The sequence below is a fragment of the Vibrio sp. R10-SG3-ISO10 genome, assembly GCF_059834185.1.
Genome location: NZ_JCBDHG010000020.1, coordinates 153,916 through 179,506 on the forward strand (window position 1 = coordinate 153,916; position 25,591 = coordinate 179,506).

Here is a 25,591-nt window from a genome sequence, read left to right on the forward strand (position 1 = left end):
CTTACGGAATACGGAAAAAACTAAAAAAGTTCGCTAATTTTTTTCTAAAGGTATTTTTTAGCTCGCCGTTAAAGGATTGAGAGAAATGAGATGTGTTGAAGCGAGGTGAGAGACGCTGATACACATCGCCCTAATGCCTAAGGAGATCAAATATGGCAATTAACGTAAACACGAACGTGTCTGCGATGACTGCTCAGCGCTACCTTAATGGTGCGACTGATGGTATGCAGAAATCGATGGAGCGTCTATCTTCGGGTTACAAAATCAACAGTGCCCGTGATGATGCTGCTGGCCTTCAAATCTCAAACCGCTTGAATGCGCAAAGCCGTGGCTTAGACATGGCTGTAAAAAATGCGAATGATGGTATTTCGATTGCTCAAACCGCTGAAGGTGCGATGAACGAAACCACCAACATCTTGCAGCGTATGCGCGATCTATCATTGCAATCCTCTAACGGCTCGAACTCACGTTCGGAACGTATTGCGATTCAAGAAGAAGTTACCGCACTGAATGACGAGCTTAACCGTATTGCAGAAACCACTTCATTTGGTGGTAACAAATTGCTTAACGGCACGTTCGGTACTCAGTCATTCCAAATTGGAGCGAGCTCAGGGGAGGCTGTTCAGCTTTCTATGGGTAGCATGCGTTCTGATACTGTAGGAATGGGTGGTAAAGCGTATATTGCCCAAGCAGGAAAAGCGTCAGATTGGACTGTTTCCGCAGGTACAACTGACCTCACACTAGACTATACTGATGTACATGGAGAGGCAAAAACACTCACCATAAATGCAAAAGCTGGCGACGATATCGAGCAGCTTGCAACGTATATTAATGGTCAAAGTGAAGATGTGAAGGCTTCAGTGGGTGAGGAAGGTAAGCTTCAACTTTTCGCAGCTTCCAATAAAGTCGCAACAGATGTCACGATTGGTGGAGGACTTGGTGGTGAAATAGGCTTTGGTGCAGGACAAGATCGTACTGTCGCCGACGTCGATGTTTCAACAGTTGCCGGTTCTCAGCTAGCGGTATCTGTTATTGACGGCGCATTGAAAACGGTAGACAGTCAGCGTGCTGAACTGGGTGCTTTCCAAAACCGTTTTGGCCATGCTATCAGTAACCTAGATAACATTAACGAGAATGTTAATGCGTCTAGAAGCCGGATCGTTGATACTGACTATGCGAAAGAAACTACGCAAATGACTAAGTCGCAGATTCTTCAGCAAGCAAGTACATCTGTTCTAGCGCAAGCCAAGCAGTCTCCGTCGGCAGCTCTTAGCTTATTAGGTTAATCGATAGGTTCGATAGGAGCTTATTGGTGCAACAGAATGTTGTAACCTGCTAAGGTGGAAGGGAGATCGTTATGGAAATACCATCCTACACATCGAACATCCAGCCTTATGGCTCAGATAGTGGCACTAAACTTGCTTCAAAACACGATGTACAGCAAGTTTCCTCTGAAAAGGAACAGGTCTCTACTAGGGAGATGAGCGAAAAAGCGACTCAGTCTGTTGAAAAAGCGATAGAAGCCTCGAAAGAGCGTGAAAAGCTAAATAGGGCAGAGCGTGAAAGGATTGTTCAACAGATGAATGATTTCATCTCGTCGATCAATAAAGGCTTATCATTTCGTGTAGACGAAGAATCTGGTCGAGATGTTGTAACGATATATGAAGCGGATACTGGTGATATTATTCGTCAGATACCCGATGAGGAAATGCTAGTTATCTTACGTCGCCTAAGGGAGCAAACCGCCCGATATTCATCGGGGATTGTGAACCAGACGGTGTAATCGTACTTGAGGTGAGTAAATGAGTTTTGGCCCTATAGGCATGAATTCTGGCATGGATATCAATTCCATGGTCAGCAAAATTGTAGATTCGGAGCGCGTACCTAAGCAGCAACGAATCGACAATGAGCGGACCCAAATTGATTCTAGTATCAGTGCCTATGGTCGACTCAGAGAGTCGCTGGATACGATGAAAAACTTGATGGCGAGCTTTCGTCAGGAGAAAGCTTTCGCCGCAAGAACAGTCGAATCAACGGATGAAGCTGTAGTATCCGCGACAGCAACCACTGAAGCTATCGCTGGTCGATATGCTATCGATGTGTTGCAGCTTGCCCAAAGCCACAAAATTGCGTCAGATGTATTGCCGGAGGACGCAAAATTTGGCCCGGGTAAGCTGCAGATTTCAATGGGGGACAAAAAGTTCTCGATTGATGTGCAAGAAAACTCAAAATTAGTTGATATCGTACGCGGTATTAACGGAAGTAAATCTAATCCAGGGGTTCGTGCTGCGGTCATTAATGACACACAAGGCCCTCGTCTTATCGTCGCATCCAACGTTTCTGGGCAAGATAATGACATTTCAATGCGCGCTGAAGCGAAAGCTGGCGACCCGCTTAAACTTCTTGAATACAAAACGCTTGAGCAACGAGTTAAAGATCTAGAACGCGCTCGTGCTGCCGCTCAAGATTTGCTTGCCCCTTTGACTCCAGAGGAGCAAAAAATTGCCGATAAAATTGCTCAAAATAACATCGATGCGGCAAAAGCTGTCGATGATGAGATCGCGGCGACTTCAAAGCAAGCGGCAATTCAAGCTGATCCTAACGCTGCGAAAGACGCAACGGCTGACAATGAGTTGTCAAAAAGTGCAACTGCCGCTGCTGCACAGGCGGGGATAGAAGCAAACAAGTACATCAAACCCGAAGAGCGCATTCCCGGATGGACAGAAACGGCGTCGGGGACCTTGCTCAGTTCTTACTGGGAACCTGAGCCTCAGCTCGATGATAAAGCGCGTGAAAAAGCGCCAGATGTGCCAGGTTGGTCTAACAGTGCTTCTGGAACTTTAACGGATTCTTATGTTACGCCAAAAGAAGCGCAAGCTAAGCTGGACGCAGAACAAGCGCGAATTGAGCAGAAAGTCGCGGATGAAAAAGCGCTGCTTGCTCAACGCGTGGCGGCAGGAGAGCTGACACCTGAACAAGCCAAAGAGATGGAGCGGGCTAAGCTTCCAAAAGAAGAACGTGAGTACCTTGAGCGCATCGACCAAGCTCAAGCTGATTTAGCAGCGGCGCAGCAATCATTTGATACTTACCGAGGGATGACAGAAGTACAGTCAGCGCAAGATGCTAAAGTTTTACTCGATGGTGTTGCTCAGCTTTCAAGTAATAACAATATTATTGAAGATGCCATTGACGGCGTTGACTTAACTCTAAAAGGGCGTACACCAGTAGGTAAGCCCGCTTCAGAGATTGATATTGAGTATGACCGTCAAGGTGTGCGTAACGACATTGAGCAGTTTGTCGCAGCTTACAACCAGTTCTATCAAACTTCTCAGGAGCTTGGTGGTGTAGACCCAAGAACTGGTGCCGCAGGCCCACTGGCCGGTGATAGTATTGTTCGAAGTGCGGATTCTCGTCTTAAGTCGGTATTTTCTTCTCGGGTAGAGCCTGCGCCAGAGGATCTAAAAACATTGACGGAGTTTGGTATTACCACTACCCGTCAAGGCACATTAGAGATCAACTATGACATGCTTGATCGCCAGTTGAACAATAACTTCAACAAGCTTGAGGACTTTTTTGGCGGGAACCAAGGTTTTGCTAAAAAAGTGGAAGACGCAATTCAAGGTTTGACTGGTGTAACGGGCTCGATACGCAATCGAGAAAAAAGCATGACTGAGCGGACTTATCGCTTACAGGATGATCAAGCGGCATTGGATCGCCGTATGGATAATCTAGAGAAACGTACACACGCCAAATTTACGGCAATGCAAGATGCGACAAGTAAAATGCACTCTCAGTTAGCAGGTATGATGAATGCGCTTGGATAGTCAATTTCTCGGCCAACTAGCTGATTTATGTGAATTAGATCAAAAAATTTCTGAAACCCTTGCATCGGAGGAAATAAATGCTGAAGAAATTGTTCAGCTGGTCGATATAAGGGAACAGTTATTGCAAAGTTTGTTAGATGTAATAGAAACACATCCAGAACTTGCACAACTACAGCAGTGGCATGATGCGGTCAAAAGAACCCAAACTGTTGTAGAATTAATGCAAAAGAAAACTTCTGAACTCGGACAGGCGTTGCAAAAGTTTCGTCATGGCAAACGTTCAGTTCAGCAGTATCAAAAGTTTTTATAGAAGAAAGAGGGTTGTTATGCGTGGTTCACTACAGGCTTACAAGAAGGTATCGGTTGATAGCCAGCTCAGTGCGGCCTCCCCGCATAAAATTGTTCAAATGCTGATGGCTGGCGCTATTGAACGTTTGATTCAAGGTAAGGCGGCAATGCAGGCGGGAAACATTCCTGCCAAGGGCGAGCGTTTGGGTAAGGCTCTAGATATCATAATCAGCTTGCGTAGCTGCCTGTCTATGGATGACGGTGGCGACATCGCTCAAAACCTAGATCAGTTGTACGAATTTATGATTACTCAGATTACAGAAGCTAATCATCAGAATAATCCACAACCCATTGATGATGTGATTGAGATTATCCGTGAAATTAAGTCTGCGTGGGATCAGATCCCGACTGAATATCACAATCTAACAGCATCAGATGTTGGTTTATAAACTGAACTAAGTTTTTAGGAAATTTCAGACATAAATAAGTATGCATTGAAATATTATGCTTATTGAGCTTTTGGGCTAACATCACATCAAGTAATTGCTTGGTTGCCTTATTTTTTTTATCAAATAGAATAGAAGCCACTAACTAGCCTAGTGGCTTTTTTTTGTTGCTGAAATTTCTAAATTGTCTAACACGGTTTCTGAACTATAGTTACAAGTGACGTTTAGATTTTTAACCCAGCCACAACGTTTCAAAATAAAGGCAAACATTCTCACCTATGCAAGGTTTAGCAAAACTACTTGTGATTGAAGATGATGCGCAAGCACGAGTCAATCTCAGTAATATTTTAGAATTTGTTGGAGAACAGTGTGAGGCGATCACTTCTGATCAGCTTGATGACCTAGATTGGTCTCGAGTGTGGGCCGGTTGTATTCTTGGTTCTCTAAATAATAATAAATTACCTTCCAAGCTGAGCGATAAATTATCCCAGGCTAATCATATTCCTTTACTTATTGCCGGAAAGCATTCTTATCCAGTTGAAGAGCTAACAAACTATGTTGGTGAGCTGGAGTATCCATTAAATTATCCGCAATTAAGTGAAGCGCTGCGCCACTGTAAAGACTTTTTAGGCCGTAAAGGTGTAAATGTTCTTTCCTCTTCTCGTAAAAACACTTTGTTCCGTAGCCTTGTTGGCCAAAGCCACGGCATTAAAGAAGTCCGCCATCTTATTGAGCAGGTTTCTGGAACAGAAGCAAATGTGTTGATTTTGGGGGAGTCTGGCACAGGTAAAGAAGTCGTCGCTCGCAACATTCACTATCATTCAGCTCGTCGCAATGGTCCATTTGTGCCAATTAATTGCGGGGCGATCCCTCCTGACCTCCTTGAAAGTGAGTTGTTTGGTCATGAGAAAGGGGCGTTTACAGGAGCGATTACGTCACGTAAAGGCCGCTTTGAACTTGCTGAAGGTGGTACGCTGTTTCTAGATGAAATTGGCGATATGCCAATGCCTATGCAGGTTAAATTGCTTCGAGTGCTTCAAGAGCGTTGTTTTGAGCGTGTCGGTGGCAATACCACTATCCGAGTCAATGTTCGTGTTATTGCAGCAACGCACCGCAACCTGGAAACAATGATTGATGAAGAGTCTTTCCGCGAAGATCTCTATTATCGTCTCAATGTGTTCCCAATCGAGATGCCTGCACTGCGCGATCGCAAAGATGATATACCTTTGTTGCTTCAGGAATTAATGACTCGTATGGAATCAGAAGGTGCTCAGCCTATCTGCTTTACGCCGCGTTCAATCAACTCATTGATGGAGCATGAATGGCCTGGTAACGTTCGTGAGCTTGCTAACCTTGTAGAGCGAATGATCATCCTGTATCCAAACAGCTTGGTTGATGTGAATCATCTACCGACCAAGTATCGCTATAGTGATATTCCGGAGTTCCAGCCAGAGTACAACAACCTTGAATCTGTCGAAGAGCAAGAACGCGATGCGCTGCAAGATATCTTCTCTGAAGATTTCAGCTTAGAGTCTAATGATATTTTCCAAGAGCATGAAAATGCTCCGCAAAGTCTTCCACCTGAAGGTGTCAATCTTAAAGAGATGCTGGCGGATCTTGAGGTCAACATGATTAACCAAGCTTTAGAGGCGCAAGGTGGTATTGTCGCAAGAGCGGCAGACATGCTGGGTATGCGCCGAACGACTTTGGTTGAGAAGATGCGTAAGTACAATTTACAGCGCTAGTTTGACGTAAAATCTGACTGTCAATTTACTGACCTTAGGTTAAGTGATTGAAATATAAAACAAATAGCTTGGCGTGTCTTTTGCATGTCAGGCTATTGTAGTTTTTAAGGCAGAAATACGTCATGCAGTTAACCCCGTCGGTCGATAATCCGATGCCACTAGGCACACTAGAGCAACAAGTAGAACGCTATCAGCAGGTACTCGATGTCATGCCTGCTGGTGTTATATTGCTAGATACTCAAGGTGTCGTGCAGGAAGCTAATCCAGAAGCTTTGCGCTTATTGGAAGTCCCCTTAGTAGGTGAAAAGTGGTTTGAGGTTATTCAGCAAGCTTTCGCACCAAGGGAGGACGATGGCCACGAGATTTCGCTTCGCAATGGTCGTAAAGTTCGTTTAGCTATTTCAGCCTCAAAGACTGGACAGTTGATTCTGATTACCGATTTGACTGAGACACGTCTCTTACAATCGCGAATTAGTGATTTGCAACGTCTCTCTTCTCTTGGTCGCATGGTGGCTTCACTGGCGCACCAAGTTCGAACACCACTTTCAAGCGCAATGTTATATGCCTCAAACTTAGGCGCACCCAATTTACCACCCGCGACAAAAGACAGGTTTCAAACCAAGCTGATGGATCGCCTCCACGACCTTGAAAAGCAGGTCAATGACATGTTGTTGTTTGCTAAAGGTGGTGACAATAAGGTTGTTAAGCCGTTCACCGTGGCAGATTTGGTAGCAGAGTTTTCTCCTATGGTTGAAACCGCTCTGAAAAACAATCAGATCGATTACTGTTTGGAAGTTGAGCAAGAACAAACCCAGTTGCTTGGCAATGCAAATGCTATTGCGTCGGCGTTAAGTAATTTGGTAATGAATGCGATTCAAATTGCAGGTAAGCAATCCCAAGTAGACGTGTTTTTTAGACCTGTTAACGGCGAATTAAAAATCTCCGTACAAGATAGCGGTCCTGGCGTTCCCGCCGAACTGCAAAACAAAATTATGGAACCTTTCTTCACCACTCGCTCGCAAGGGACTGGACTCGGTCTTGCGGTAGTGCAGATGGTGTGTCGTGCTCACAATGGAAGGTTGGAACTCATTTCAGAGCAAGGTGACGGCGCATGCTTTACCGTGTGTATTCCGCTTGAACGTCACCCTCACCCTGATCAACAAGCTATGACTGGAGAAGAATAATGGCTCAAAGCAAAGTACTGATCGTAGAAGATGATGAAGGTCTACGCGAAGCCTTAGTCGACACTTTGGCTCTGGCTGGTTATGAATGGCTTGAGGCGGACAGCGCGGAAGACGCCTTAGTGAAGCTTAAGACAAACAGCGTAGATATTGTTGTGTCAGACGTGCAAATGGCTGGTATGGGCGGCTTGGCGTTGCTTAGAAACATCAAACAGCACTGGCCAAATCTGCCGGTACTTCTAATGACGGCTTATGCCAACATTGAAGATGCAGTTTCCGCGATGAAAGATGGCGCCATTGACTATATGGCGAAGCCTTTTGCACCAGAAGTTCTGCTAAATATGGTTAGTCGTTACGCGCCAGTTAAATCTGATGATAATGGTGACGCCGTTGTCGCTGACGAAAAAAGCATTAAATTGTTAGCGCTTGCCGACAAAGTTGCGAAAACGGATGCCAGCGTAATGGTATTAGGTCCAAGCGGATCTGGTAAAGAAGTCATGTCACGCTACATTCACAACGCTTCGAATCGGAAAGATGGTCCATTTGTTGCGATTAACTGTGCGGCGATACCTGACAACATGCTAGAAGCGACACTGTTCGGCTATGAAAAAGGAGCGTTTACCGGTGCGGTTCAAGCGTGTCCGGGTAAGTTTGAACAGGCGCAAGGCGGAACCATCCTACTGGATGAAATCAGCGAAATGGATCTGAGCCTGCAAGCTAAGCTTTTGCGTGTTCTGCAAGAGCGTGAAGTCGAACGATTAGGGAGCCGAAAGAGCATCAAGCTTGATGTTCGTGTTCTTGCGACCAGTAACCGCGACTTAAAGTTATATGTTCAAGAAGGCAATTTCCGTGAAGACTTGTACTACCGCTTAAATGTTTTCCCAATTGCTTGGCCTGCACTTTGCGAGCGCGTCGGTGACATTGAACCGCTAGCCAAACACCTTGTGGAGCGTCACTGCCAGAAGTTGGGAATGCCAGTCCCTAGCATAACGGCGAATGCCATCAACAAGCTCCTTTCTTACACATGGCCGGGTAACGTACGTGAGTTGGATAACGTGGTACAGAGAGCGTTAATCTTAAGTGAAAGTGGTCAGATTGACTCAGAGCACATTCTACTTGAAGGACTTGATTGGCAAGATGCATCTAGTTTACAAGTCGCGGTAGAAACCGGTGATTGCATTGTTCCTAACGTTAAGCCAGTTGCTGAGCAAAGTAGCAACCTGACGTCTGGCAGCGGGTTGGGTGGCGAACTGCGCGATCAAGAATACGCCATTATTCTGGATACCTTGGAAGAGTGTAATGGCCGACGTAAAGAAATGGCGGAGAAGCTGGGGATTAGCCCACGTACTCTGCGTTACAAATTAGCAAAAATGCGTGATGCCGGGATTGAAATACCAAACTAAGGTGTTATTTTTCTTCTAGTACTGACGTGGCACGATGATTGCAGCGTCAGTACACAAGCACTAATTTAAGTCAAAGAGTTGACTACTGAGGTTTTGATGAGAGTTGACGGTTTTCAAAGCGAAATGCAAGCGATGATGTTTGAGGCTAGTGGCACCAAACCTGCGGCTACTGGACAAACAGTAGGTGCGGATTTTGGTCAACTGCTCAATAATGCTATCAACAACGTTAATAGCCTCTCAAAGACGTCTAGCGACCTTCAAATGCGATTTGATCGTGGTGATGCTGATGTTTCACTCTCTGACGTAATGATTGCTAGAAACAAATCTAGCGTTGCTTTCGAAGCCACAATTCAAGTACGAAACAAGCTTGTTGAGTCGTACAAAGAATTGATGAATATGCCAGTTTAAAGTTAGGTAAAGTCTGTGTCAGAGCAAAATTCATCAACCGATCTAACCGTGACTGAAGGTGCTGGCGAAAGCGCAATGGTGGCTACGTCGGATCTTGATACGCAAGTTCAAAACCCTGATTTGGACGAAAAATCCAGCTCCAAGTTTGATATGGCGGTAGGTGATCTCGATTTACTTCGTCAGGTAGTACTGGTTCTTTCTATATCTATCTGTGTTGCTCTGATTGTTATGCTGTTCTTCTGGGTTAGAGAACCAGAGATGCGTCCTTTGGGCATCTATGAAACAGAAGAATTGATTCCTGTCTTAGATTATCTCGATCAACAAAAGCTCGATTACAAACTTGAAGGCAATACCATTTTGGTTCCTGCAAGTAATTTCAATTCGCTTAAGCTTGATATGGTTCGTGCTGGTCTTAATCAAGAGAAACAAGCCGGCGATGAAATTCTTCTGCAAGATATGGGCTTTGGTGTATCTCAGCGTCTAGAACAAGAACGTCTCAAGCTAAGTCGTGAACGTCAACTGTCTAAAGCGATAGAAGAGATGAAGCAAGTTCGCAAAGCGCGTGTCCTGCTTGCGTTGCCAAAACAGAGTGTATTCGTTCGCCATAACCAAGAAGCATCCGCATCAGTATTTCTAACGCTCAATATGGGCGCTAACCTCAAACAAGAAGAAGTGGATTCAGTCGTTGATATGGTGGCTAGTGCGGTACCAGGAATGAAACCTAACCGCATTACCGTCACTGATCAGCATGGTCGCTTGCTTAGCTCAGGTTCCCAAGACCCAGCATCAGCAGCGCGTCGCAAAGAGCATGAATTAGAGCGTAAGCAAGAACAAGCGCTGCGTGAAAAAATTGACTCAGTGCTCATTCCAATCTTAGGTTTTGGTAACTATACCGCTCAAGTGGATATTGAACTCGACTTTAGCGCGGTTGAACAAACCAGTAAGCGTTTTGACCCTAATACACCTTCAACACGAAGCGAATACACGCTAGAGGATTACAACAACGGTAACGTCGTTGCAGGTGTACCTGGTGCACTAAGCAACCAGCCTCCTGCAGATGCATCTATTCCACAAGATGTGGCGCAGATGAAAGATGGCACGACCTTAGGTCAAGGCTCCGTACATAAAGAGGCGACGCGTAACTTTGAACTTGATACCACGATCAGCCACGAACGTCGTCAAACAGGAGTGGTGAATCGTCAAACTGTCGCGGTAGCTGTGAAGAATCGTGCGGTTGTTAATCCGGATACCGGAGAGACCAGTTATCAACCAATTTCTGACGCTGAACTAAACTCTATTAAGCAGCTATTGATTGGTACCGTAGGGTTTAGTGAAGCACGTGGTGACTTACTTAATGTACTGAGTATGCAGTTTGCAGAGCCTGAAGTTGAAGTCTTGGCGGACGTGCCTATTTGGGAACACCCTAACTTCAATGACTGGATTCGTTGGTTCGCAAGTGCATTGGTCATCATTGTTGTGGTCTTGGTACTTGTCCGCCCAGCATTGAAAAAACTCCTCAACCCTGCGTCGGATGAAGATGAAGATCAACTTTACGGACCAGATGGACTACCAATTGGTGCTGATGGTGAAACTAGCCTAATTGGTGGAGACCTAGACGGTGGCGAGTTGTTTGAGTTTGGCTCAAGTATTGACTTGCCTAACCTACACAAAGATGAAGATGTGCTGAAAGCAGTGCGTGCACTGGTTGCTAATGAACCTGAGCTGGCAGCACAAGTAGTGAAGAATTGGATGCAGGATGCCTAACGAAATAGTTCCACAGGAAGAGGGCGGTGAGGTAGTAGAAAACACCGTGGATATATCAACCATCCCGGGCGAAGAGCGCGCGGCGATTCTTTTACTCAGTCTTAATGAGGAAGACGCTGCGGGTATTATTCGCCATTTAGAACCGAAACAAGTTCAACGAGTAGGTAGCGCGATGGCGCGCGCTGCGGACTTAAGCCAAGAAAAGGTCGGTGCTGTTCACCGTGCCTTTTTAGAAGATATTCAGAAATACACCAACATTGGTATGGGCAGCGAAGACTTTATGCGCAATGCGCTAGTCGCCGCACTGGGTGAAGACAAAGCCAACAACCTCGTTGACCAAATCTTATTGGGTACAGGTTCGAAAGGTCTCGATTCGCTGAAATGGATGGACCCTCGTCAGGTAGCGAGCATCATCATCAACGAACACCCGCAGATTCAAACCATTGTACTCTCATACTTAGAGCCTGATCAGTCAGCTGAGATCCTTAACCAGTTCGCTGAGCGGGACCGCTTAGATCTAATGATGCGTATTGCCAACCTAGAAGAAGTTCAGCCTTCGGCACTGGCTGAACTGAACGAAATCATGGAGAAACAGTTCGCAGGTCAAGCAGGTGCTCAAGCAGCCAAAATTGGCGGCCTGAAGGCTGCGGCAGAGATCATGAACTACATGGACAACAATGTCGAAGGTATCTTGATGGAGCAAATTCGCGATCAAGACGAAGACATGGCAACACAGATTCAAGATCTTATGTTTGTATTCGAGAACCTTATCGAAGTGGACGACCAAGGCATCCAGAAATTGCTGCGTGATGTTCCGCAAGATGCGCTACAGCGAGCACTTAAAGGTGCCGATGAGCCTCTACGCGAGAAGATCTTCAAGAATATGTCTAAACGTGCCGCTGAGATGATGCGCGATGACCTTGAGGCAATGCCACCAATCAAGGTATCTGATGTGGAAGCAGCGCAGAAAGAAGTATTGGCAATTGCACGACGCATGGCTGACTCTGGCGAGATCATGCTGGGTGGCGGTGCGGACGAGTTCCTATAATTTAACTGAACAAGGTATCTATGTCTTTGGAAAGGAAACGCGGTTTTTTACGTCTGGATAACGATGAGCTGGTAGAAAAACCAGAGCGATGGGGTATGCCTGATTACACCTCGCAAACTCATAAGCAGGCCAAAGAAACGGCGATGAATTACGATCCGAGCTGGATGCCTATCGCTGAACCTGTAGCGGAAGAAGCGCCGAAAGAGCTCACTGAAGAAGAAATTGAGCTGATTAAACAGCAGGCTTATCAGGAAGGGCTTCATCAGGGGCAAGAGGCTGGCTTCAAGCAAGGGTACGAAAAAGGCAAAGAGCAAGGAACTCAAGAGGGCCATCAAGAGGGCCTAGAAGCCGGTAAGATCGAAGGTGTTGCTGCTGGACAAGAGTTTATTCAGCAGCAGGTTCAGACGTTTGTGAATCTGGCTAACCAATTTGCTCAACCACTTGAGTTAATGAATGCTCAAGTCGAGAAACAACTCGTCGACATGGTACTGACTTTAGTCAGGGAAGTCGTTCATGTTGAGGTACAAACCAACCCTCAAGTTATCTTAGATACCATTAAGCAATCGGTAGAGTCGCTTCCGATCTCGGGGCACGCGATCACTCTGAAACTTCATCCTGATGATGTTGAAATTATTCGCTCTTCATACGGAGCTGAAGAACTTGAATTCCGCAATTGGACACTGATGGCTGAGCCAGCGCTAAATCGTGGTGATGTTCAGATTGAAGCTGGGGAGTCGAGTGTCAACTACCGTATGGAAGATCGTATCCGTAGCGTTATTCAAAGCTTTTGTGGAGTGAATCGCCACCAGGGTGGTGAGTAGTGCTAGCTCTCGCCGATCGCCTTTCACAATACAAAACTCAAGGGCTCACATGCCGACCTGTCGCTGCGGGTAAATTAGTCCGCGTTGTCGGGTTAACTCTCGAAGCAACAGGATGTCGAGCGCCAATCGGCAGTTTATGTAGAGTTGAAACCATGCATGGTGAGATGGAAGCGGAAGTCGTCGGCTTTTCCGGTGAAAGCTTATACCTAATGCCTAGTGAACAAATCACAGGTGTTCTACCTGGTGCGAAAGTCACGCCTTTAACCAGTGAGTCTGGCTTACCTGTGGGTATGGAATTACTTGGGCGAGTTATTGATGGTGTGGGCAACCCACTTGATGGTCTTGGCCCGATCTATACCGAAAAACGCGCTTCCTTTAATGCAGACCCAATTAACCCTCTTGCCCGTAAACCTATCTCTGAACCACTTGATGTCGGCATTAAAGCCATCAATGGTCTGTTGACCGTAGGCAAAGGCCAACGTATTGGCCTATTTGCCGGCTCTGGTGTTGGTAAATCGGTCACCTTGGGTATGATGACCCGAGGTACAACTGCGCAAGTTGTTGTTGTCGGCTTGATTGGCGAACGTGGCCGTGAGGTTAAAGAGTTTATTGAAGAAATTTTGGGTGTTGATGGCCGTCAGCGTTCTGTCGTGGTCGCCGCGCCTGCCGACTCTTCACCACTGATGCGATTAAAAGGGTGTCAGACCGCGTTAACCATCGCTGAGTATTTCCGTGATCAAGGACTCGATGTCCTACTCTTGATGGATTCTTTGACCCGCTTTGCCCAAGCTCAGCGTGAAATAGCACTTTCTGTCGGTGAGCCTCCAGCAACCAAAGGTTATCCGCCTTCAGTGTTTGCTAAGTTACCTGCTTTGGTTGAACGAGCGGGTAATGGTAGTCCTGAACAAGGCTCTATCACTGCGTTTTTTACTGTTCTTACTGAAGGTGATGACTTACAGGACCCAATTGCTGATGCGTCACGTGCTATTCTTGATGGTCACGTAGTACTGTCTCGTGAAATGGCGGATGCCGGACATTATCCAGCGATTGATGTAGAGAAATCAGTCAGTCGTGTTATGCCTCAGATCACTTCTGAGGAGCATGTGTTGATGTCGAAAGCAGTACGTCAGGTTCTGTCTGTGTGCCGTAAGAATCAAGATCTTGTTTCAATTGGAGCTTATAAGCCAGGGACAGACCCTGCAATAGACGGAGCGTTTACGCTTAAACCTAAGTTGGACGGATATTTGCAGCAGACGATGAAAGAGACGGTGCCATACGACATGTGTCTCAACATGCTTCGCGGGCTGTTACAAGGCGAGTAATAAGCGATGGATAACGCACTAGAATTTCTTTTAGAACAGGCAAAAGAGCGAGAAAACCAAGCGGTTTTGGCGCTAGGACAAGCTCGTTCTGAGCTAGAAGGGTATTATCAGCAGCTTGAACAAATCGAAAAATACCGTCTTGATTATTGCCAGCAACTCGTTGATCGTGGTCAACAAGGTCTCACAGCCAGTCAATATTCCCACCTTAATCGCTTCTTAACCACGCTCGATGAAACTTTGGCTAAGCAGAAGCAAGCAGAATCGCACTTTAAAGGCCAAGTAGAAGGGTGTGAGCAGAACTGGTTGGAGAGTCGTAAACAAAGACGCTCCTACGAATGGATGATAGAGAAGAAACAGGCGGAAAAAGAACGTCAGCAAAACATTCGAGAACAAAAACAGATGGATGAATTTGCGACCCTTCAGTTTTCCCGCAGAAGTTTGAATTAACCTCATAAGCTTAGCTGAACGTCAATGTGCTGCTTTAAATGGCGTGCTTCTTGCAGTATATCTAGAAATTAACGCAATCCTATTGGCACCTTGCCGCCTAGAGTCTGACTGGCGCTGAGCAATTAAGAGTGAACCTGGTATGAATATCAATCTATCGTCGGTATCTGAAAGTCCTAAAGTGACTAACGCCACAACAGAAGGTGGTGACGCGACCTCTGAATCTTCAGAGTCAGGTGGTTTTTTCTCCAAACTTGCTGCACTTATTAAGGGTGAAGGTGAGTCAGAGGGCAAAGTTGACAAGAGCCAAGCGACAACCAGCGCAGAAGGTGAAGAGGCGAGCGTAGAGAGTGATGCTGAAGTTAAAAGTGTCAAGGTCGCAGCAACCGAGAGCCAAAGTGCTGATGAGCTTTTGGATTCAGAAGAGAGCCCGTCTATCAAGTCAGAGAAGTCTTCGGCTGAAGGTGAGGTCAGCGAGACTGCAAAGTCAGTAGTTTCCGATAAGGAAGTCGCTCAAGCCAGTTCCCAATCCGCGGAAAAAATCGTTTCAGACAATGATGAAGTCTTGCAGAGACTTGATCACTCAAATAAGGCGCTTCAACCAAAAGACGGCAAACCGTTGCCACAAGATGATTCTACTCAGCAGGTTGTTACCGACAAAGCTGCGCAAGGCAATGAAGAGGCGGCGGCACTGAGCGCTGCTAAAGCGGTGAGCAATAATGTCGATGATGATCAAGTTCAGTCGACTAACTTAAGTCCAAAGGCAGAGAATACTGACCCTGAAACCAAGCAAGCGATGACGTCGCAGCAGCATGAGACCGTTGTCGTAAAATCTGCCGATGGTGAAGAGGTTGAGGTTCCAGCGTCTGCAGAGCGCTTTGTCCAACAACCTTCAGAGCAGAAAAACGGTAAGTTAGATCAACAACAGCCAAGCGAAAAGGTACCGACTTCGGTGACAGGGGCAACGGTACTTAATCAAGATGACGTTGTTAAAGCTGCAGACCAACCAATTAAACCTCAAGTTGATAGTGAACACTTACACGCTGAGCATGTTGCGAGTAGTGAAACAAAAGTGCAGGCGAATTCCGATTTAGAACAATCAGAAGCTTCGGACTCAGCTGTTGTTGAAGGGGCCGCCTTGGCCGCAGGAGCTACGGTATTGGGGGGAGCAGCGGTAGCTGCAGCGTCTAGTGCCGAAAAAGCGCCTGATGCCGCCAGCACTGTCGCGGTGCAGGCTCCGAGCGGAGTGCAATCATTAGCAGCGGCAGGCGATAATAAAACTGAAAAAGACATTGATCCTAGTATCGCAGCCGCGGCAGTAGCCGCTGGCGCTATCCCTTGGGCTGCTTCGGCAGAAGGCCAAGCGAAAGAAGACGTCGCCATTAAAACGGACGCTATGCCTAAGGCTCAGCAAGCGCCAGTCGCTCAGTCGGTACATCAAGCCATTGTTAACCAGCAATCTCAAGCACAGCTTGCACATTCTGCGCAGCAGCAAACTGTTGTCCCAACCATGCCGACTGACTTAGCCGCGGCTCAAATACAGCAAATGGCAGCGTCACCAAATGCAGCTATGGTTCAAGACCAAGCCATGCTTAAAGCGGTTATGGGGGCAAAAGCGGCGGGTACGCTTGGGCAAATGGCGGCCAACAAAGATGGGGCCCAGCAAGGCGCTGAATCCAATACAGGTTTCGCTCAGCAATTGTCGCAGGCTTCAGGCCAGCAAGGCCCGGGGGCTTTAGGTCAGGTTAGAGCTGAACAAGCCGCTCAAGCGCCATTGCAATTAAATCGAGAGCTTGCTGGAGAGCAAGTTGCTGAGCGCGTGCAGATGATGATGTCGAAGAACCTGAAAAACATCGATATTCGTCTCGACCCACCAGAGCTTGGTCGAATGCAGATACGTATGCATATGAATGGTGATGCAGCGACGGTGCACTTTACGGTTGCCAACCAACAAGCCCGCGATGTGATTGAACAATCAATGCCGAGATTACGCGAAATGCTTGCTCAACAGGGTGTACAATTAGGAGACAGTTCTGTTCAGCAACAAGCGTCCGGTCAGCAGCAAAGACGCTACGCCGACAATGGACAAGGAAATAATGGTCAAGGTAACAGCAATCAGGGCTTCTCAGGAGAAGAAAACCTTGAACCAGACATCAATCTTGATTTGAATGTCGCAGCAAAGCGTGATGGAATTAGTTATTACGCTTAAACTGTTAAAAACAAAAGAATAGAGAACGTTAAGTTATGGCAGACGAAGAACTCGAAACGGAAGCACCCAAAGGAAAAAGTAAACTACTTATCATCATTATTGCAGTAGTCGTTTTGCTTGCAGGTGGTGGCGGAGCTGCTTTCTTCTTAATGGGCTCAGATGAGCCAACAGAGGGACAAGAAGCAATGCAACAAGAAATTGCTGCGCCAACAGACCCAGTGGCTTACGTCAATATTCCTCAACCATTTCTGTTTAATGTTACGGGTGATAAGAAAGATCGCCTAGTTCAGATTAAAGTTCAGCTCATGGTGCGTGGTAGTGAGAACGAGAACCTTGCCCGTTACCATTCTCCACTGATTGAAAGTTCGCTATTAAGTACGTTTGCTTCTGCCACTGTAGACCAGTTACGTACGGTGAATGGTCGAGTTGAACTACGCGATAAAGCGACTGATGACATTAAAGCCAGTTTGAATAGAGCAGTAGGGCAGCCTGTGATTGAACGTGTGCTGTTTACTGACTTTGTAATGCAATAGGTGACGAGTGACTGATCTATTAAGCCAAGATGAGATTGATGCTCTCTTACACGGTGTAGATGACGTTGATGAGGCCGAAGAGGAAGAAGTTGCCTCGGATGCCAGTGCGGTAGACTTCGACTTCTCATCACAAGACCGCATTGTTCGTGGTCGAATGCCAACGCTAGAGTTGATCAATGAACGTTTCGCCCGCCATATGCGAATCAGCTTGTTCAACATGCTACGAAAAACGGCTGAAGTCTCTATTAATGGCGTACAGATGATGAAGTTTGGTGAATACCAAAATACGTTGTATGTACCGACTAGTTTGAACATGGTTCGCTTCAGGCCGCTTAAGGGTACTGCGCTGATCACCATGGAAGCACGTTTGGTGTTTATCTTAGTAGAGAACTTTTTTGGTGGCGATGGTCGTTTCCATGCTCGTATCGAAGGTCGTGAATTTACGCCAACCGAGCGTCGAATTGTTCAATTGCTACTGAAAATTGTCTTCGAAGACTATAAAGAAGCTTGGTCGCCAGTAATGGGGGTTGAGTTTGAGTATCTTGATTCTGAAGTGAACCCGAGCATGGCGAACATCGTCAGCCCGACGGAAGTGATTGTCGTGAGCTCCTTCCATATTGAAGTGGATGGCGGAGGCGGTGACTTCCACGTGGTGATGCCGTATTCCATGGTTGAACCGATTCGCGAACTGTTAGATGCGGGTGTTCAATCAGACAAGATGGAAACTGATGTTCGTTGGAGCACAGCTCTGCGCGAAGAGATTATGGATGTTCCGGTTAACTTCCGCGTAGACTTGCTAGAACAAGACATCTCGCTACGAGACCTTATGGAGCTTCAACCTGGAGATATCATCCCAGTTGATATGCCTGAGCATGCGGTGATGTTTGTCGAAGAGTTACCAACCTATCGTGTCAAGATGGGGCGCTCCGGTGACAAGCTAGCCATTCAAGTTTCAGAAGAAATTAAACGACCAGATGTGGTTAAAACGGATATCGCCTTCTTAGGTAAAGACGTCATTTCTGAATTAGAAGAAGACGAAGGCGAAATCGAAGATTAAGAGAGTGAATAGGTAACAAATATGGAACCGAGTGACGACCAAAAACTGGCGGACGAATGGGCGGCGGCATTAGGAGAAGATCCAGATGCACCTGAGGTAGACGTCGATGAGGTAATGAACGCTCAGCTCGACGAACTACAAGATACTTCGTCACCAATCTCAGAAGATGAGCGCCGTAAGCTAGATACTATCTTAGACATTCCGGTCACTATCTCGATGGAAGTTGGCCGTTCGCAGATCAGTATCCGTAACTTGCTGCAGCTAAACCAAGGCTCTGTTGTTGAATTAGAGCGTTTAGCGGGTGAGTCACTGGATGTATTAGTTAACGGTACCTTGATTGCTCACGGAGAAGTGGTTGTTGTTAACGATAAGTTTGGTATCCGTCTTACAGACGTTATTAGTCAAACTGAGCGTATTAAGAAACTTCGATAGTGTAAGGATAAGTATGTCTTTAAAGGTTAACGAGTGCTTACTTTACTCGTTTCTACTGCTTTCTCCTTCTGCAATGGCTACCTCGACTGCGCCAGGTAGTCAGTTAGATTGGGCGACCACCTTTGGGTCGCTCTTATTCGTTATAGTCTTTATTTTATTTTTGGCGTGGTTACTCAAGCGTATGCGAGTTCCTGGACTCGTTAATCAAAAAGGCTTAAGTGTTGTGCGACAAATTGCGGTTGGTCATAAAGAGCGTATCGTGATTGTTCAAGCTGGAGAGGAGCAGTTTTTGGTTGGTGTCACCGCGCAGTCGATACAGTTAATCTCGAAACTGGAGAAACCTTTGTCTCAGGAGGAGATGGCTACGAGTCCTTTTTCCAATCAACTGACTCAGCTATTAAAGAAGAATGATTAAAGCTAATAACCTAACACTGATTGTCTTAGCGTTTGTTCTGACACTGTTTTCTACGCTCACTCTTGCTCAGCAGGAGCTAGAAACTCCTGTGCCTGCTAATGTTGCTCCATCTGATTCAGTGACAGTCACTGCGATGGAAAAGGAGCAAGGGGCGTCACGCACGATAGCCGCAGGCACGACGACAGGAGGGGGCATTCCAGCCTTTACTATGACCACCAATGCTGACGGTGGTGAAGACTACTCCATCAACCTACAAATTCTCGCGTTGATGACCATGCTTGGTTTCTTGCCAGCCATGGTTATTTTGATGACATCATTCACGCGAATTGTCGTTGTTATGTCTATCCTCCGCCAGGCGATGGGTTTGCAACAAACGCCATCAAACCAAGTCATTATTGGTATTGCTATCTTCCTCACCTTTTTCATCATGTCGCCAGTGCTAAACAAAATTAACGATGACGCGATTCAGCCATACATCAATGAGCAGATAACCGCTCGCGAGGCATTTGATGTGGCTCAAGTGCCAATGAAAGACTTTATGCTCAAGCAAACGCGTGTCAAAGACTTAGAAACCTTCGTCAATATTTCAGGTTCGACGGCAACAAATCCGGAAGATGTTTCGATGGCGGTGTTAATCCCTGCCTTTATCACTTCGGAGCTTAAAACGGCTTTCCAGATAGGCTTTATGCTGTTTTTGCCCTTTTTGATTATCGACTTGGTGGTGGCATCGGTATTGATGGCGATGGGTATGATGATGCTTTCTCCTATGATCGTTTCACTTCCATTTAAATTGATGTTGTTTGTCTTAGTAGATGGCTGGAACCTAATTTTGTCGACCTTGGCCGGCAGTTTCGCCTTGTGACGGGAGAAAGACTATGACTCCTGAAATGTTCGTTGAGCTGTTTCGTGAAGCACTTTGGATGGTACTCATCATGGTGTGTGCGATCATTATTCCCAGTCTGCTGATTGGTTTAGTGGTTGCTATTTTCCAAGCGGCGACCTCGATCAACGAACAAACCTTAAGTTTCTTACCCCGTTTGATTGTTACGCTACTCGCGCTGATGTTGTTTGCTCACTGGATGACCCAAATGCTGATGGAGTTTTTCTTTAGCATGATTGAGCGACTGCCTCAGGTTCTCTACTAGGTAGCGCTATGGAATACCCAACGAGCGTTGTTTTAGACTGGATAGCCAACTATTTTTGGCCTTATACCCGAATTGCAGCCATGCTAATGGTGATGTCGGTAACGGGCGCTCGTTTTGTTTCTACTCGTGTTCGTCTTTATTTGGGGTTAGCGATTACCTTTGCGGTTATGCCTGCGATCCCGGCGGTGCCGGATAATATTGAACTGCTCTCTTTTGCCGGTTTCATGACCTTGCTAGAGCAGATTATTATCGGTGTTGCGATGGGCACCGTGACCCAATTTATGATCCAGATTTTCGTTATCCTCGGTCAGATCTTAGGTATGCAGTCGAGCTTAGGTTTTGCGTCAATGGTTGACCCTGCCAACGGCCAGAACACCCCCTTACTTGGTCAGCTATTTATGTTTCTAGCGACCATGTTCTTCTTAGCAACCGATGGCCATTTAAAGATGATCATGTTGGTCGTTATGAGCTTCAAGTCACTGCCAATTGGCACTGGCTCACTAACCACGGTCGATTTTAGAGAGTTAGCCTTGTGGTTAGGCATTATGTTTAAAGCGGCGTTGAGTATGTCGCTATCAGGCATTATCGCACTACTAACGATCAACTTGTCGTTTGGTGTTATGACGCGTGCTGCGCCGCAGTTGAACATTTTCTCATTAGGCTTTGCTTTTGCGCTTATGGTCGGTTTGTTACTGTGTTGGTACATTATTGCCGGGCTCTTTAACCACTATGAGCTAATCTGGTTACAGGGTGAACAGCAAGTTTGCTCGTTCATCAGGTTGAACTGCTAGGAGGCTGAATGGCAGAGTCAGACGGTCAAGAACGCACAGAAGACGCCACGCCCAGACGCTTGCAGCAGGCTCGTGAAAAAGGGCAGGTTGCAAGGTCAAAAGAGTTAGCGTCGGTATCTGTATTGGTCGTAGGAGCCATCTCCCTCATGTGGTTTGGGGAGGGGCTTGCACGCGCGCTATTTGGTTCTATGGGCAGGATGTTTACTCTCTCACGAGAAGAGATTTTTGACCAAGTTAAGCTGTTTGATATTGCTTTGGGCTCATTAGGTAGTTTGCTCCTACCTTTGTTGCTTATTCTAGTCACTCTATTTCTAGCGGCTTTGATAGGGGCTGCCGGGGTTGGCGGAGTTAGCTTTTCAGCGGAAGCCGCAATGCCTAAATGGTCGAAGATGAATCCGTTAAGCGGCTTAAAGCGTATGGTCGGTTTGCAAAGCTGGGTTGAGCTGATTAAGTCCATCCTCAAAGTAGCTTTGGTGTCTGGCATGGCGTTCTATTTGATCAGTGCTGCCAAGGAAGACCTATTTCAATTGAGCTTGGACGTTTATCCGCAGAACATTTTTCACTCGCTGGATATATTGCTCGACTTCATCTTGCTGATTAGCTGTACCTTGTTAATTGTCGCGGCAATTGATATTCCATTTCAGATTTGGCAACACGCCAATCAACTAAAAATGACAAAGCAAGAAGTCAAAGACGAATACAAAGAGACCGAAGGTAAACCGGAAGTCAAAGGCCGTATTCGCCAACTGCAACGAGAGGCTGCGCAGCGCAGAATGATGTCTGAAGTGCCACAAGCCGATGTTATCGTAACCAACCCAGAGCACTTTTCCGTTGCGCTGCGCTATAAGCAAGACACAGATCGTGCTCCAATTGTGGTGGCGAAAGGGACAGACCATATGGCACTTAAAATTCGTGAGATTGCTCGCGAGCACGATATCTATGTTGTTCCCGCTCCGCCATTAGCCCGTGCGCTGTATCATTCAACAGAATTAGAGCAAGAGATCCCAGACGGGTTATTTACCGCTGTCGCGCAGATCCTTGCCTACGTATTCCAGTTGAAACAATACCGCAAACGCGGTGGCCAAAGACCAAACCTCAAAGCGTCAGAGCTGCCGATTCCACCGGAGTATAGGAAATAGGAACGGACTACGCCTTCGAGAATGCTACGCTACGAGAATCGAGAGCGGGCTTCGCCCTGCGAGATGGGTATGCTAGTATTCTATCAGAAGTCGTTGACGTGAGTTGTTCTCAAAGAGATACAATTATCTCGTATCTCGTATCTCGTATCTCGTATCTCGTATCTCGTATCTCGTATCTCGTTACTTCTCTGGAATTGAAAGCAACACCAACAGTGCGCCATCGCCGCCAAATTCTAACGGCGCTTGGTGGAAAGCCATCACGTCAGGGTGCTGAGCAAGCCATAGTGGGGCTTTTTGCTTAAGGATATGTTTACCGATGCCATGCTGCACACAAGCACAAGAGATTTCATTCTTGATGCAATAGGCGATCATCGCGCCAAGTTCGCGCTTCGCTTCTTGCTGCGTCATGCCGTGCATATCCAAAAACACATCGGGTACATACACACCACGGCGCAGGCGTTTTACTTCGTACTGGGAAACATCATCACGCGCATAACGTGTTGGACCATCTTCATTGAGAAGCGGAACAAACTCATCTGAGAAGTAAAACTCTGTATCGCTTGCTTCACGGGCGGTTCGAGTAATTTCTTTTTGCTTAGTATTTTTTTTTGGCTGCTGGACTATGGTATCCTGTGACAACTTTTTTACGCCTTGTACTGCATCCCTAAAAAGGGCGAAGTCGTCATCCATATCGGTGTCTTTTTTGCTCATGGGACTAATTAGTAAATATATAAATGCAATTAGCAGTATTGTAGCGCTTTTCGGAGGCAATTTTGGATAAGATTTTTGTAGAAGAAGCGGTTTCAGAACTTCACACGCTTCAAGATATGATTCGTTGGACTGTCAGTCGTTTCAACGCTGCGAACCTTTTTTACGGTCATGGCACTGATAACGCTTGGGATGAAGCGGTACAGCTGATTCTACCAACACTGTACTTGCCAATTGATGTGCCTCCGCATGTACTGAATTCTCGCCTGACAACCAGCGAGCGTATGCGTATTGTTGAGCGTGTAGTAAAGCGCATTAACGAACGCACTCCAACGGCTTACCTAACCAACCGCGCTTGGTTCTGCGGGTTAGAATTCTTTGTTGATGAGCGTGTATTAGTGCCACGCTCTCCGATTGGTGAGATGATTCAAGCTGAGTTCCAGCCTTGGTTAGTTGAAGAACCAACACGCATTATGGATCTTTGTACCGGCAGTGGTTGTATTGCTATTGCTTGTGCGCACGCTTTCCCTGAAGCGGAAGTGGATGCGATTGATATCTCAACCGATGCTTTACAAGTTGCTGAGCAGAACGTTCAAGATCATGGTATGGAGCAACAAGTTTTCCCAATCCGTTCTGACCTATTCCGTGATCTGCCTAAAGAGAAGTACAACCTAATTGTGTCTAACCCACCTTATGTGGATGAAGAAGACATGAATAGCCTACCAGACGAGTTCACTCACGAGCCAGAGCTAGGCTTGGCGGCAGGTACAGATGGTCTGAAACTTGTACGTCGCATTTTAGCGAACGCGCCAGATTACCTCACCGACAACGGCATTCTTATCTGTGAGGTAGGCAACTCTATGGTGCATATGATGGAGCAATACCCACATATTCCATTTACATGGATAGAGTTCGAAAACGGCGGTCACGGTGTGTTTATGCTTACTCGTGAACAGATGTTAGAACACGCAGCAGAGTTTTCTATCTACAAAGACTAGTTGTTCTATTTGATGATTTTAACAAAACGCCAAGCAGATTATGCTTGGCGTTTTTTATTGCGGGTTAAAAAGCAAAATAGATCCTTTTTAGGGGTTTACATCAAACCGTAATAAAGCGACTATGAATTTACGAAGAATTGAAGTGTAAAGCCCACTTTACGGGCTTATAAGATTGAGGAAGTAATGGCAGGAAACAGTATCGGACAACATTTCCGAGTCACCACGTTCGGGGAAAGTCACGGTATCGCACTAGGATGTATCGTCGACGGATGTCCTCCGGGTTTAGAAATCACTGAAGCGGATATTCAAGTTGATTTGGATCGCCGTCGCCCAGGCACTTCTCGTTATACCACTCAACGCCGCGAACCGGATGAAGTAAAGATTCTATCTGGCGTATTTGAAGGTAAAACAACGGGTACTTCAATTGGTCTGTTGATTGAAAATACCGATCAACGCTCGAAAGACTATTCAGAAATTAAAGACAAATTCCGTCCGGGCCACGCGGATTACACTTACCATCAAAAGTATGGAGTGCGTGATTACCGAGGTGGTGGTCGTTCTTCTGCACGTGAAACGGCAATGCGTGTTGCAGCAGGGTCAATTGCTAAGAAATACCTTCAGCAAGAATTTGGCGTTGAAATCCGTGCTTATCTTTCTCAAATGGGTGATGTTTCAATTGAGAAAGTGGATTGGGACGAGATTGAAAACAATGCATTCTTCTGCCCAGATGCTGACAAGGTAGACGCATTTGATCAACTTATTCGTGATCTGAAAAAGCAAGGTGACTCTATTGGTGCCAAGCTTCAAGTGGTTGCGACCAATGTTCCTGTTGGTCTTGGTGAGCCAGTATTTGACCGTTTAGATGCAGACATTGCCCATGCACTAATGAGCATCAATGCGGTGAAAGGTGTCGAGATTGGTGACGGATTCGATGTTGTAAACCAAAAGGGCAGCGAGCACAGAGATGAGCTAACTCCAGACGGTTTTGCCAGCAACCACGCTGGTGGCATCTTAGGCGGTATTTCTACGGGTCAAGATATCGTGGCGAATATTGCGCTAAAGCCGACTTCAAGTATTACTGTGCCAGGTGAAACCATCACTAAACAGGGTGAGCCAACGCAACTGATCACTAAAGGTCGTCATGACCCATGTGTGGGTATTCGCGCAGTACCTATTGCTGAAGCCATGTTAGCGATTGTGGTATTGGATCATTTGCTTCGTCATCGCGGTCAAAATCAAGGTGTGATGACAGAAACACCAAAGATTTAATCAACCAAAGATTTGAAAACGGCCTCCATTTATGGAGGCCGTTTAGTATGTGCGTCAATAAATGTGAGGGCTATCTATTGGCTGGCTAAATGCTAAAGTTTGATGGTGATATATGTCACAATTTTATTTGTAATAGTAAGGTCAAGTTATCTGTTGTAATGACAGAGATCACACATATATGTCCGTCTTTATACTAGTATC

General features: G+C 46.3%; 26 protein-coding genes. 25 read left to right on the top strand and 1 reads right to left on the bottom strand.

The features are described from left to right. The first annotated feature begins 152 nt into the window (after positions 1-152). The 23 genes from AC6R16_RS10735 to flhB all read left to right on the top strand — a co-directional run bounded on the left by AC6R16_RS10735 (position 153) and on the right by flhB (position 22,415). Positions 153-1,286 carry a flagellin gene (locus tag AC6R16_RS10735; RefSeq protein ID WP_004744450.1) on the top strand — a complete coding sequence of 378 codons (1,134 nt, stop codon included), beginning with the start codon at positions 153-155 and terminating at the stop codon, positions 1,284-1,286. Between the two features lie 71 nt (positions 1,287-1,357). Beyond that, on the top strand, positions 1,358-1,783 hold the full coding sequence (flaG, locus tag AC6R16_RS10740; protein ID WP_500639543.1) for a flagellar protein FlaG: 426 nt from the start codon (positions 1,358-1,360) through the stop codon (positions 1,781-1,783). Between the two features lie 19 nt (positions 1,784-1,802). Further along, entirely contained in the window at positions 1,803-3,824 is a 2,022-nt protein-coding gene (gene fliD / locus AC6R16_RS10745; protein ID WP_500674360.1) for a flagellar filament capping protein FliD, read from the top strand. Beyond that, entirely contained in the window at positions 3,811-4,134 is a 324-nt protein-coding gene (fliT, locus tag AC6R16_RS10750; RefSeq protein ID WP_500639545.1) for a flagellar protein FliT, read from the top strand. The genes fliD and fliT overlap by 14 nt, the downstream gene beginning before the upstream one ends. 16 nt (positions 4,135-4,150) lie before the next feature. After that, positions 4,151-4,561 carry a flagellar export chaperone FliS gene (gene fliS / locus AC6R16_RS10755; protein ID WP_500639546.1) on the top strand — a complete coding sequence of 137 codons (411 nt, stop codon included), beginning with the start codon at positions 4,151-4,153 and terminating at the stop codon, positions 4,559-4,561. Between the two features lie 275 nt (positions 4,562-4,836). Continuing rightward, complete coding sequence (locus AC6R16_RS10760; RefSeq protein WP_500639547.1) at positions 4,837-6,303, top strand: sigma-54 dependent transcriptional regulator; 1,467 nt, start codon at positions 4,837-4,839, stop codon at positions 6,301-6,303. A gap of 122 nt (positions 6,304-6,425) precedes the next feature. Next, the gene (locus AC6R16_RS10765) at positions 6,426-7,487 is read left to right on the top strand and encodes a sensor histidine kinase (protein WP_500674361.1); all 1,062 of its coding nucleotides are present in this window, start codon (positions 6,426-6,428) and stop codon (positions 7,485-7,487) included. After that, positions 7,487-8,887: a sigma-54-dependent transcriptional regulator gene (locus AC6R16_RS10770; RefSeq protein WP_500674362.1), complete on the top strand. Its 1,401-nt coding sequence runs from the start codon at positions 7,487-7,489 to the stop codon at positions 8,885-8,887. Before AC6R16_RS10765 ends, AC6R16_RS10770 begins: the two co-directional genes overlap by 1 nt. A 96-nt stretch (positions 8,888-8,983) precedes the next feature. After that, complete coding sequence (fliE, locus tag AC6R16_RS10775) at positions 8,984-9,295, top strand: flagellar hook-basal body complex protein FliE (RefSeq protein WP_500639550.1); 312 nt, start codon at positions 8,984-8,986, stop codon at positions 9,293-9,295. A gap of 15 nt (positions 9,296-9,310) precedes the next feature. Beyond that, the gene (gene fliF, locus AC6R16_RS10780; RefSeq protein ID WP_500639551.1) at positions 9,311-11,059 is read left to right on the top strand and encodes a flagellar basal-body MS-ring/collar protein FliF; all 1,749 of its coding nucleotides are present in this window, start codon (positions 9,311-9,313) and stop codon (positions 11,057-11,059) included. Further along, entirely contained in the window at positions 11,052-12,107 is a 1,056-nt protein-coding gene (fliG, locus tag AC6R16_RS10785) for a flagellar motor switch protein FliG (RefSeq protein WP_500639552.1), read from the top strand. The genes fliF and fliG overlap by 8 nt, the downstream gene beginning before the upstream one ends. 20 nt (positions 12,108-12,127) lie before the next feature. Next, positions 12,128-12,928 carry a flagellar assembly protein FliH gene (gene fliH, locus AC6R16_RS10790; RefSeq protein WP_500674363.1) on the top strand — a complete coding sequence of 267 codons (801 nt, stop codon included), beginning with the start codon at positions 12,128-12,130 and terminating at the stop codon, positions 12,926-12,928. Continuing rightward, positions 12,928-14,250 carry a flagellar protein export ATPase FliI gene (gene fliI / locus AC6R16_RS10795; RefSeq protein WP_500639554.1) on the top strand — a complete coding sequence of 441 codons (1,323 nt, stop codon included), beginning with the start codon at positions 12,928-12,930 and terminating at the stop codon, positions 14,248-14,250. The genes fliH and fliI overlap by 1 nt, the downstream gene beginning before the upstream one ends. A gap of 6 nt (positions 14,251-14,256) precedes the next feature. Then, complete coding sequence (gene fliJ / locus AC6R16_RS10800) at positions 14,257-14,697, top strand: flagellar export protein FliJ (RefSeq protein WP_500639555.1); 441 nt, start codon at positions 14,257-14,259, stop codon at positions 14,695-14,697. A 139-nt stretch (positions 14,698-14,836) separates the two neighbouring features. Continuing rightward, positions 14,837-16,903, top strand: a complete 2,067-nt coding sequence (locus AC6R16_RS10805) for a flagellar hook-length control protein FliK (RefSeq protein WP_500674364.1) — start codon at positions 14,837-14,839, stop codon at positions 16,901-16,903. Positions 16,904-16,938: 35 nt separating this feature from the next. Then, positions 16,939-17,436, top strand: a complete 498-nt coding sequence (gene fliL, locus AC6R16_RS10810) for a flagellar basal body-associated protein FliL (RefSeq protein WP_500639557.1) — start codon at positions 16,939-16,941, stop codon at positions 17,434-17,436. A gap of 7 nt (positions 17,437-17,443) precedes the next feature. Further along, positions 17,444-18,493, top strand: a complete 1,050-nt coding sequence (fliM, locus tag AC6R16_RS10815) for a flagellar motor switch protein FliM (RefSeq protein WP_500639558.1) — start codon at positions 17,444-17,446, stop codon at positions 18,491-18,493. Positions 18,494-18,514: 21 nt separating this feature from the next. Continuing rightward, a complete protein-coding gene (gene fliN / locus AC6R16_RS10820) occupies positions 18,515-18,925 on the top strand; it encodes a flagellar motor switch protein FliN (RefSeq protein WP_049846666.1) in 411 nt (136 codons plus the stop codon). 13 nt (positions 18,926-18,938) lie between these two features. Continuing rightward, on the top strand, positions 18,939-19,340 hold the full coding sequence (gene fliO, locus AC6R16_RS10825) for a flagellar biosynthetic protein FliO (RefSeq protein ID WP_500674365.1): 402 nt from the start codon (positions 18,939-18,941) through the stop codon (positions 19,338-19,340). After that, positions 19,333-20,202, top strand: coding sequence for a flagellar type III secretion system pore protein FliP (fliP, locus tag AC6R16_RS10830; RefSeq protein WP_500639560.1), 870 nt, complete (start codon positions 19,333-19,335; stop codon positions 20,200-20,202). Before fliO ends, fliP begins: the two co-directional genes overlap by 8 nt. Positions 20,203-20,215: 13 nt before the next feature. Beyond that, complete coding sequence (fliQ, locus tag AC6R16_RS10835; RefSeq protein ID WP_004744470.1) at positions 20,216-20,485, top strand: flagellar biosynthesis protein FliQ; 270 nt, start codon at positions 20,216-20,218, stop codon at positions 20,483-20,485. A gap of 8 nt (positions 20,486-20,493) precedes the next feature. Continuing rightward, positions 20,494-21,276 carry a flagellar biosynthetic protein FliR gene (gene fliR, locus AC6R16_RS10840; protein WP_500639561.1) on the top strand — a complete coding sequence of 261 codons (783 nt, stop codon included), beginning with the start codon at positions 20,494-20,496 and terminating at the stop codon, positions 21,274-21,276. Between the two features lie 8 nt (positions 21,277-21,284). After that, the gene (flhB, locus tag AC6R16_RS10845) at positions 21,285-22,415 is read left to right on the top strand and encodes a flagellar biosynthesis protein FlhB (RefSeq protein WP_500639562.1); all 1,131 of its coding nucleotides are present in this window, start codon (positions 21,285-21,287) and stop codon (positions 22,413-22,415) included. A gap of 180 nt (positions 22,416-22,595) precedes the next feature. On the opposite strand, the gene smrB is transcribed toward flhB, so the two are convergent. Then, positions 22,596-23,126, bottom strand: coding sequence for an endonuclease SmrB (smrB, locus tag AC6R16_RS10850; protein ID WP_038197586.1), 531 nt, complete (start codon positions 23,124-23,126; stop codon positions 22,596-22,598). 62 nt (positions 23,127-23,188) lie between these two features. Between smrB and prmB the strand changes: the two genes are divergently transcribed. Together prmB and aroC are read left to right on the top strand one after the other, a co-directional pair. Further along, a complete protein-coding gene (gene prmB / locus AC6R16_RS10855) occupies positions 23,189-24,121 on the top strand; it encodes a 50S ribosomal protein L3 N(5)-glutamine methyltransferase (protein ID WP_054961311.1) in 933 nt (310 codons plus the stop codon). A 183-nt stretch (positions 24,122-24,304) separates the two neighbouring features. After that, positions 24,305-25,390: a chorismate synthase gene (gene aroC, locus AC6R16_RS10860; RefSeq protein ID WP_500639563.1), complete on the top strand. Its 1,086-nt coding sequence runs from the start codon at positions 24,305-24,307 to the stop codon at positions 25,388-25,390. The last annotated feature ends 201 nt before the right edge of the window (positions 25,391-25,591 follow it).

Bases quoted from the DNA above. Each gene is read 5' to 3' on its own strand.
- AC6R16_RS10735 (WP_004744450.1), top strand. From the start codon at position 153: ATGGCAATTAACGTAAACACGAACGTGTCTGCGATGACTGCTCAGCGC.
- flaG (WP_500639543.1), top strand. From the start codon at position 1,358: ATGGAAATACCATCCTACACATCGAACATCCAGCCTTATGGCTCAGAT.
- fliD (WP_500674360.1), top strand. From the start codon at position 1,803: ATGAGTTTTGGCCCTATAGGCATGAATTCTGGCATGGATATCAATTCC.
- fliT (WP_500639545.1), top strand. From the start codon at position 3,811: ATGCGCTTGGATAGTCAATTTCTCGGCCAACTAGCTGATTTATGTGAA.
- fliS (WP_500639546.1), top strand. From the start codon at position 4,151: ATGCGTGGTTCACTACAGGCTTACAAGAAGGTATCGGTTGATAGCCAG.
- AC6R16_RS10760 (WP_500639547.1), top strand. From the start codon at position 4,837: ATGCAAGGTTTAGCAAAACTACTTGTGATTGAAGATGATGCGCAAGCA.
- AC6R16_RS10765 (WP_500674361.1), top strand. From the start codon at position 6,426: ATGCAGTTAACCCCGTCGGTCGATAATCCGATGCCACTAGGCACACTA.
- AC6R16_RS10770 (WP_500674362.1), top strand. From the start codon at position 7,487: ATGGCTCAAAGCAAAGTACTGATCGTAGAAGATGATGAAGGTCTACGC.
- fliE (WP_500639550.1), top strand. From the start codon at position 8,984: ATGAGAGTTGACGGTTTTCAAAGCGAAATGCAAGCGATGATGTTTGAG.
- fliG (WP_500639552.1), top strand. From the start codon at position 11,052: ATGCCTAACGAAATAGTTCCACAGGAAGAGGGCGGTGAGGTAGTAGAA.
- fliH (WP_500674363.1), top strand. From the start codon at position 12,128: ATGTCTTTGGAAAGGAAACGCGGTTTTTTACGTCTGGATAACGATGAG.
- fliJ (WP_500639555.1), top strand. From the start codon at position 14,257: ATGGATAACGCACTAGAATTTCTTTTAGAACAGGCAAAAGAGCGAGAA.
- AC6R16_RS10805 (WP_500674364.1), top strand. From the start codon at position 14,837: ATGAATATCAATCTATCGTCGGTATCTGAAAGTCCTAAAGTGACTAAC.
- fliL (WP_500639557.1), top strand. From the start codon at position 16,939: ATGGCAGACGAAGAACTCGAAACGGAAGCACCCAAAGGAAAAAGTAAA.
- fliN (WP_049846666.1), top strand. From the start codon at position 18,515: ATGGAACCGAGTGACGACCAAAAACTGGCGGACGAATGGGCGGCGGCA.
- fliO (WP_500674365.1), top strand. From the start codon at position 18,939: ATGTCTTTAAAGGTTAACGAGTGCTTACTTTACTCGTTTCTACTGCTT.
- fliP (WP_500639560.1), top strand. From the start codon at position 19,333: ATGATTAAAGCTAATAACCTAACACTGATTGTCTTAGCGTTTGTTCTG.
- fliQ (WP_004744470.1), top strand. From the start codon at position 20,216: ATGACTCCTGAAATGTTCGTTGAGCTGTTTCGTGAAGCACTTTGGATG.
- fliR (WP_500639561.1), top strand. From the start codon at position 20,494: ATGGAATACCCAACGAGCGTTGTTTTAGACTGGATAGCCAACTATTTT.
- flhB (WP_500639562.1), top strand. From the start codon at position 21,285: ATGGCAGAGTCAGACGGTCAAGAACGCACAGAAGACGCCACGCCCAGA.
- smrB (WP_038197586.1), bottom strand. From the start codon at position 23,126: ATGAGCAAAAAAGACACCGATATGGATGACGACTTCGCCCTTTTTAGG.
- aroC (WP_500639563.1), top strand. From the start codon at position 24,305: ATGGCAGGAAACAGTATCGGACAACATTTCCGAGTCACCACGTTCGGG.